A 7,441-nucleotide genomic window follows, 5' to 3' on the forward strand; every position below is an offset into this window, starting at 1 on the left:
AGGAAACCGGGATGACCGAGTTCGAAGTTCAGGGCATGAGTTGCCAGCATTGCGTCGCCGCCGTAACGCGCTCGATTCATGAAATCGATCCGCAAGCGCAAGTGCGCGTCGATCTCGAACGTGGCCGCGTGACAGTCGAGTCATCGCAGACGAATGAGGCGTTGATCGACGCAATCGACGACGCCGGCTACACCGTCAAAGGCGCCGCGTCCGCATGAGCGCCAGCGAACGCTTTACCGTTGCGCTCATCGGCGCGTCGGGTTTGCTGGGGCGCGCGGTCGGCGCCGAGCTGAAAAACGCGGTCGAGGCGCATGACTGGTGCGTCGTGCGCACGACGCATCGGCATGGCGATGCGGGCAGCGCGTCGCTCGATATTCGCGATCACGACGCCGTGCGCGCCTTTCTGCGGCGCGAGAAGCCGAATGCCGTCGTGGTCGCCGCGGCCGAGCGCCGTCCGGATGTGTGCGAGAACGATCCCGCTCTCGCCCGCGCGCTCAACGTCGATGCCTTGCAGACAATCGCGACCGAAGCCCGCGCGCTCGGCGCCTGGGTATTGTCGATCTCGACCGACTACGTGTTCGACGGCACCTCGCCGCCCTACTTTCCCGACGACGCGCCCGCGCCGCTCAACGCCTACGGCCATAGCAAGCTGGATGGCGAGCGCGCGCTACTCGCGTGCGATCCGGCTTCATGCGTGCTGCGGCTGCCGTTGCTCTACGGTCCGGTTGTCGACTGGAGTGAATCGGCGGTGACGAGCCTCACGCCCGCCATCGTCCGATCGGCCGATGCCGCGAACGCGCCCGCACCAATGGACGCCTGGGCGACCCGCTATCCGACCTACACGCCCGATGTCGCCGTGGTAATCCGCGGCATGCTCGAACAGCACGCGCAAGGCGAGACGATCTCGGGCATCGCGCAATGGTCCGGCGACGAGCCGATGACCAAGTTCGATATCGCCGAGCGCATCGCGCGAGTACTGCAACTCGACGCGAAGCTCGTCGCTCAAACCACGCCCATGGACGCGACACCGCGCCCGCGCGACTGTCATCTCGATTCGGGGCGGCTCGAAGCGCTCGGCATTGGACGGCGCACGCCTTTCGATACCGCGATCGCGCATCTGCTCGCTCGATATCCCGAGCACGCTCAGTGAAAGTCGCGGCTCGGCGCGGCGAGCCGGCCAAGCAGCGCGCTATGGTCTTCGAGCCGCTGCGCCACCAGATGCCGCACATCGCCTTCTTTTTGCCAGACGCCTTGCACGCCGAGCAGCGACGCGCCCAGCAACACCTTGCGCTGTTTCTCGACGAGCCCCGGCCAGACGATCACGTTGATCGAGCCGGTTTCGTCTTCGAGCGACAGGAAGATCGTGCCGTTCGCCGTGCCCGGCCGCTGCCGCACCGTGACGATGCCGCACGCGCGCACGAAGCGGCCGTTGCGAGTCTCGCCGAGTTCAGCGGCGCTTTTGAAACGCTGGCGCGCGAGCCGCTCGCGCAGCAAGGCGAGCGGATGACGATTGAGCGTGAGCCCGAGACTCGCGTAGTCGTCGACGATCTCGCGGCCTTCCGATGCTTCCGGCAACGCGAGCGGCGCTTCGGTCATCGGCGCATCGCGCAGCAATTCCGGCGCGCGCTGCTGCGCGGTCACCGCCCACCAAGCCTGACGCCGATGTCCCGCGATGCTTTGCAGCGCATTGCCCGCCGCGAGCGCTTCGAGTTCGCGACGCGACAGGGCCGCGCGACGCGTGAGATCGTCGACATCGACGAATGGTGCTTGAGCGCGCTCCGCCATGATCCGCTCGGCCGCCGCTTGTGAAAAACCCTTGATCAGTTGCAGCCCGATGCGCACGCCCGGACCGCCCGCGCCGTACGCCTGGGCATCGAGCCTGACGCGCTTTTTGAGCTTGCGCGCGCCGCGTCGCATGGTCTTGCGAAATACCTGATCCGGGCAAGGTGTGCCGTAGAACTGCTGACGCCGCCGCTGCTTTTCGGCATCCTGCAGGACGCGCACGCCATCGCCAGGCGGCATTTCCAGCACCGATTCCCAGTCGCTCAGCGACACATCCGGCGCGAACACCTGCACGCCATGACGCCGCGCGTCCTGCACGAGTTGCGATGGCGAATAAAAGCCGAGCGGCTGGCTATTCAGCAAGCCGGCCAGAAACGCCGCCGGTTCGTAGCGCTTGATCCACGCGCTGACATAGACGAGCAGCGCGAAACTCGCCGAATGACTCTCGGGAAAACCGTATTCGCCGAAACCCTCGATCTGCTTGCACACGCGCGCCGCGAACTCTTCCTCGTAGCCGCGCGCGAGCATCTTCGTCATCAGATCGGCCTGATACTTTTCCAGATGACCGCCGCGTCGCCATGCGGCCATCGCGCGGCGTAGCTGATCGGCCTGTTCCGCGCTATAGCCCGCGGCGACCATCGCGAGCTTCATCACCTGTTCCTGGAAAATCGGCACGCCGAGTGTACGCTCGAGCACGGGCCGCAGTTCTTCCTTCGGATACTCCGCTTCCTCGAGCCCTTGCTTGCGGCGCAGATATGGATGCACCATGCCGCCCTGAATTGGACCGGGCCGCACGATCGCCACTTCGATCACGAGGTCGTAGTACTTGTTGGGCCGAAGACGCGGCAGCATGCTCTGCTGCGCGCGCGATTCGATCTGGAACACGCCGACCGTGTCCGCGCGGCAGCACATCTCGTAGACGGCCTTGTCCTCGCGACGCACATGCGTCATGCCGAAATCCGGCACGCCACGCCGCAGCGCGATGAATTCGAGCGCGCGCCGGATCGCGGAGAGCATGCCGAGCGCGAGCACATCGACCTTCAACAGCTTGAGCTGATCGATGTCGTCCTTGTCCCACTGAATCACGCAGCGATCCTTCATTGCGGCGTTTTCAATCGGCACGAGGCGCGACAAGCGTTCGCGCGCGATCACGAAACCGCCGACGTGCTGGGACAAGTGACGCGGAAAGCCGCGCAACTCGCGCGTAAGCCGGATCAGATGCTTCGTCACGTGCGAGTCTTCGTTGAAACCCGCTTCTTTCAGATAACCGGCCACCGCGGACGGACCATCCCACCACTGCTGCGACTTGCCGATCCGTTCGATGAGCGACGCATCCAATCCCAGCGCCTTGCCGACATCCTTGAGCGCACTCCTCGTGTGATACGTGGTGAGCGACGCCGCGAGCGACGCGCGATGCCGCCCGTACTTCTGATAGATGTACTGGATGACTTCCTCGCGCCGCTGATGTTCGAAATCGACATCGATATCCGGCGGTTCGTTACGCGCGCGCGAAATGAAGCGCTCGACCAGCATGCTCATCTCGACCGGATTGATCTCCGTGATGTAGAGGCAATAACAGATGATCGAATTGGCCGCCGAGCCGCGCCCCTGACACAGGATCCTCCGGCTGCGCGCGAACGCGACGATGTCGTAGACCGTCAGAAAATACTTCTCGTAGTTCAGGTCCGCGACGAGTTCCAGCTCCTTTTCGATCTGCCCGATGGTCTCCACGCTCAATCCGTTCGGCCAGCGTTTGAGCGCGCCCGCGATCACATTTTTGCGCAGATAACTGCCTGGCGTTTCGCCGGGCGGCACGAGTTCCTCGGGATATTCGTAGCGCAATTCATCGAGCTCGAAGGTGCAGCGCTTCGCGACCTTCAAGGTCTCGGCAATCGCTTCTTTCGGATACAACGCGCCGATGCGCAAGCGTGTACGCAGATGCCGCTCCGCGTTCGCTTCGAGCGCGTAACCGCATTCGGCCAGCGGACGATTGAGGCGGATTGCCGTCAACGTGTCCTGCAAGGGCTTGCGCGAACGCGCGTGCATCAGCGCGCCGCTTGCCGCAACGAGAGGCAAACCGCTCGCCTTCGAAATCACGCGGCACGAAGCAAGACGTTCATCGTCGCTGCCGTCCTGCCACAACTCCAGCGCAAGCCAGGCGCGGCCAGCGGCGAAACTTCCGAGCCAATGAGCGCGATCGAGCGTATCGGCAAGCGTGGCCAAGCGTTGCGGAACCAGAATCAAGAGACAGTGCGGCAGATGCTTCAGATGCGCGATATCGCCGCGTAAATCGGTGGCATCGAACGAGTCGGACGGAGTGGCGGCGGGATTCGTGAAATCTTCCGGACCGATCCGATACGTTCCCTTCGGCGAACGCGAGCGCGCAAGCGAAATCAGCTCCGACAAATTGCCGTATCCCTCGCGATTGGTCGCCAGCGCAATGAGCGTGCAAAACGGCTCGCCGTTGGCATCGGTGAGATGCAATTCACTGCCGATTATCAGCTTCAACGTTGCCTGCTTGGGCGATGGCTCGCCGGCCTTTCGCGCCGCGTCGGCTGCGGCTTGCGCCCGCGTCTCGATCTCCTTGATCGCGCCGTACGCGCGCACGACGCCTGCAAGCGAACATTCGTCCGTGATTGCTAGCGCGGTATAGCCGTGTTCGAGCGCGGCGGCCGCCAGTTCCTGCGGATGCGAAGCGCCGCGCAGGAACGAGAAGTTGCTCAGGCAATGCAGTTCCGCGTAGCCGGGCAAGAACGCCGACGCGGACATCGCGCCGGAGAACTTGCCTTTGCCGTCGCCACCGCCCAGGCCGATGAGGTCGCTCAAATCTTCCATGGCGGCGTCATCCGAAAAAACCGTGGAGAAACCAGTCGCCCGTCAGACGCTCGCGATACACCCAGAACATGCGGCCGCGATCGTCGGAGGCGACGTAGTAATCGCGTTGAACGCCGTTGCCGTCCCACCAGCCCGCTTCGATACGCTCGGTCCGGCTGATGAGCTTCAACGCGCGACGATAGAACGGCCGCTCGTTGCGCAACATCAGCTTTTGCGGCGTTTCGAGAATCCACGATGGCCGCGGCTGCGAAGGCACGGCTTGGTCGGGAAGCTCGAACGATTCCGCGCTTTCTTCTTCCGTGTCGTCTGGCGTCGGCGCTTCGACGCCCTCTTTCGCGCGCGACTTTTTTCCGCGCTTGGGCTTGGCCTTACGTTCAGGCTGATACGTTTCGACCGTCACCGCCGCTTCCGGCCGATGATCCTCCCGCTCGCTCAATTGCACGACATTTTCCGCGCCGAGTCGCGCGCTCAGACGCTCCAGCAACTGCGCCATCGAGTCGGCATCGGAACCCGGCATGGGGAAAAGCGTATCGGCGGGCGGCTCGTGCTTGCTGACCTTGTCGGCCAAAAGCTTCATCTCGATCACCGGCGCGATCAAGGTTGCCTGATTCAGCTTTTCGCGCAGCAGCCAGAGAATGTGCTCGGCATCGCGCGTCGGCACAGCCCATGCAATCTTGAGCGTCGATGTCTTGGGTGCGTTGCGCGCCGCCAATTCATGTTCGAGCAAAAGCGAAAACTCGCTGACCGCCGAGTGATGCGCGCTCAACCAACCGGCGAGTTGCAACACGAGCCGGCGTGCCGCAAACAACAGCGCATCGGCGTTTTCGACGCGCGCCTGCAACTCGAGTTTTGCCTCGAACGATGCCGGCGCGCAAAACGCTTCGCGTGGATCGGGCGCCTGCCCGTAAGCTTGCGCGAGCCATTGCAGAATGCCCTGCCCGAAACGCCGCGCCACGCCTTTGCGCGGCAAGCGACGCAAGTCGGCGAGCGTCACGCAACCAATCTGCTCGAACGCATTGCCATGCGATGCCGCCGACGGCACGAGAGACACCGGCAAGGCATCGAGCGCGCGCACGAGTGTTGCCTCTTTCACAATACGAACGCGTTTCGCCACTCGTCGCGTGCGCGCGTGCGCAAGGAGCCACGCGCCCCACGCGGTCGGCGCACAGCCCATCCGGGACGTGAAGCCACAATCTTTCACCGTGGAGCGCACCTTTGCAAAGAGGCTGCGCAAGCCGCCAAAAAGCCGCATGCTCGCGCCGACTTCCAGCAACACGGTATTCGCATGTGCAAGCACGACCTTCGGCGTGAACGCGAGCAAGGACAACGCCACTGCTTCGAGCGCGCGCTGCTCTTCGCTGATATCGACGGCAAGCAAAGTGAGCCGCGGCGCGAGCGCGAACGCATGCGAGCGCGTGCTGCCCGGGCGCACGCCGAGGCGGAACGCGACGAGATCGGGCAGCAGAATGCGCGCGTGATCCGCGAGCGCAAAACATGGCTGACCGGAATCGTCCGCGTTCGCAACCGAATTGCCGACGGGCGCTTCACCGGGCGTCGAGTCCATTCCAGGCGAGGTCGAATTCGTCGAGATCGACGGCATCGATGGCGGCCTGACTGCTTCGAGCGATAAAAGCGGCAATGTCACCGCTATCCACAACATGATTGACCTCTCGTGCTCTCCTGGCTTGATCCGCGCGACGAATGTGCTCGGGCAAGGCCGGCATTTGCAGCGGCAAACGCAACTGCAGCGGTTTCTCCAGCAACGGACCACGCCGCTTGATGATGTCGATTTCGAGCATGACCACCTGCATCCATTCGCGACGATTCATTGTCTGCGCGTGCGCAGGCAGCACCGGTTTGCAGACGATGCGCAATGGTGCCGCGGAGGATTGCTTCGCGGCATCGAGCGGGCGGAACAGAAACACCAGCGACTGCGATTCCTGAGCGGCCACTTGCAAACGACGCAGCGCATCGGGCCGCGCCTTGGGCAGCCAGATCAAGACCGCGCCGCTGCCATCCTGTTTGAGCGATTGCTCGGCCGCCCATAGCACCTGATCCTCGGGCGCTTTGACCCAGACCAGCTTGCCCGGCGCGATGTTCATCGACCGGAACGCTGCTGGATTGGGCATCCAGGGAGGCGCTACGAAGATGACGGTGCGGCCTCTTTTCGTCACCAACTCACGAAGCGAACGCGCGAGCAGCCTGACCTCGCCGACCCCGCATTCTTCGATAAGCAATTCAGTGACGGCGCCGGCCATCCAGCCGGTATTTGGCAAGACCAGATCGAGCGCCCGATAGCCACTCGAAACGACACCCGCGTCCGACACGCCGACCTGCTCGCCTTGCCAAAGCTGCTGTTGCAGGCGCGATGTCAGCCCAATATCGAGCAGTGAAAGTGCTGCACCCATGAGTCTTCCCCCGTCCACCCGAATGCAAGAGCCTGCTCATGCCCAGAGCATTCGGCAACCCTTTTGTACTGTATATTTATACAGTATTTCGAGGCGACGAGGTAAGCGGTCGATGTGAGTTTTAGACGGGCTTGAGACGGACGACTGGAGGGGGGATTTGAATGTTTCTTGGATGGGGATTTGGTGCTTGCGTCGTGATGTAAGCAAGACTTTTTTGCGCGCCAGATGCCGCAGAAACGCAAAAACCCCACCTGGTTTGGGGGTGGGGTTTTTGTTGCTGCATGAGGAGCCTGACGATTACCTACTTTCACACGGGAGATCCGCACTATCATCGGCGTGGAGTCGTTTCACGGTCCTGTTCGGGATGGGAAGGGGTGGTACCAACTCGCTGTGGTCATCAGGCATGACTTGTTGTC

5 protein-coding genes and 1 rRNA gene are annotated in these 7,441 nt (G+C 63.0%); 2 read left to right on the forward strand and 4 right to left on the reverse strand.

Features of this window, described 5'->3' with window-relative positions; genetic code table 11:
- Positions 1-11 precede the first annotated feature (11 nt).
- Together QCE79_RS08610 and QCE79_RS08615 are read left to right on the forward strand one after the other, a co-directional pair.
- Positions 12-218: a heavy-metal-associated domain-containing protein gene (locus tag QCE79_RS08610; RefSeq protein ID WP_250492507.1), complete on the forward strand. Its 207-nt coding sequence runs from the start codon at positions 12-14 to the stop codon at positions 216-218.
- On the forward strand, positions 215-1,150 hold the full coding sequence (locus tag QCE79_RS08615) for an SDR family oxidoreductase (RefSeq protein WP_309843400.1): 936 nt from the start codon (positions 215-217) through the stop codon (positions 1,148-1,150). Before QCE79_RS08610 ends, QCE79_RS08615 begins: the two co-directional genes overlap by 4 nt.
- Here the strand turns inward: QCE79_RS08615 and QCE79_RS08620 are convergent.
- The 4 genes from QCE79_RS08620 to rrf all read right to left on the reverse strand — a co-directional run bounded on the left by QCE79_RS08620 (position 1,144) and on the right by rrf (position 7,427).
- On the reverse strand, positions 1,144-4,617 hold the full coding sequence (locus QCE79_RS08620; RefSeq protein WP_309843403.1) for an error-prone DNA polymerase: 3,474 nt from the start codon (positions 4,615-4,617) through the stop codon (positions 1,144-1,146). The genes QCE79_RS08615 and QCE79_RS08620 overlap by 7 nt on opposite strands.
- A 7-nt stretch (positions 4,618-4,624) precedes the next feature.
- The gene (locus tag QCE79_RS08625) at positions 4,625-6,277 is read right to left on the reverse strand and encodes a DNA polymerase Y family protein (protein WP_309843405.1); all 1,653 of its coding nucleotides are present in this window, start codon (positions 6,275-6,277) and stop codon (positions 4,625-4,627) included.
- Positions 6,162-7,025, reverse strand: a complete 864-nt coding sequence (gene imuA / locus QCE79_RS08630) for a translesion DNA synthesis-associated protein ImuA (RefSeq protein ID WP_244825443.1) — start codon at positions 7,023-7,025, stop codon at positions 6,162-6,164. Before imuA ends, QCE79_RS08625 begins: the two co-directional genes overlap by 116 nt.
- Positions 7,026-7,313: 288 nt before the next feature.
- Positions 7,314-7,427, reverse strand: a 5S ribosomal RNA gene (gene rrf / locus QCE79_RS08635).
- Between the last annotated feature and the right edge of the window lie 14 nt (positions 7,428-7,441).

The organism is Caballeronia sp. LZ003 (assembly GCF_031451465.1).
In the GTDB taxonomy this organism is placed as follows: Bacteria; Pseudomonadota; Gammaproteobacteria; order Burkholderiales; family Burkholderiaceae; genus Caballeronia.

Bases quoted from the DNA above. Each gene is read 5' to 3' on its own strand.
- QCE79_RS08625 (WP_309843405.1), bottom strand. From the start codon at position 6,277: ATGTTGTGGATAGCGGTGACATTGCCGCTTTTATCGCTCGAAGCAGTC.
- imuA (WP_244825443.1), bottom strand. From the start codon at position 7,025: ATGGGTGCAGCACTTTCACTGCTCGATATTGGGCTGACATCGCGCCTG.
- QCE79_RS08620 (WP_309843403.1), bottom strand. From the start codon at position 4,617: ATGGAAGATTTGAGCGACCTCATCGGCCTGGGCGGTGGCGACGGCAAA.
- QCE79_RS08615 (WP_309843400.1), top strand. From the start codon at position 215: ATGAGCGCCAGCGAACGCTTTACCGTTGCGCTCATCGGCGCGTCGGGT.
- QCE79_RS08610 (WP_250492507.1), top strand. From the start codon at position 12: ATGACCGAGTTCGAAGTTCAGGGCATGAGTTGCCAGCATTGCGTCGCC.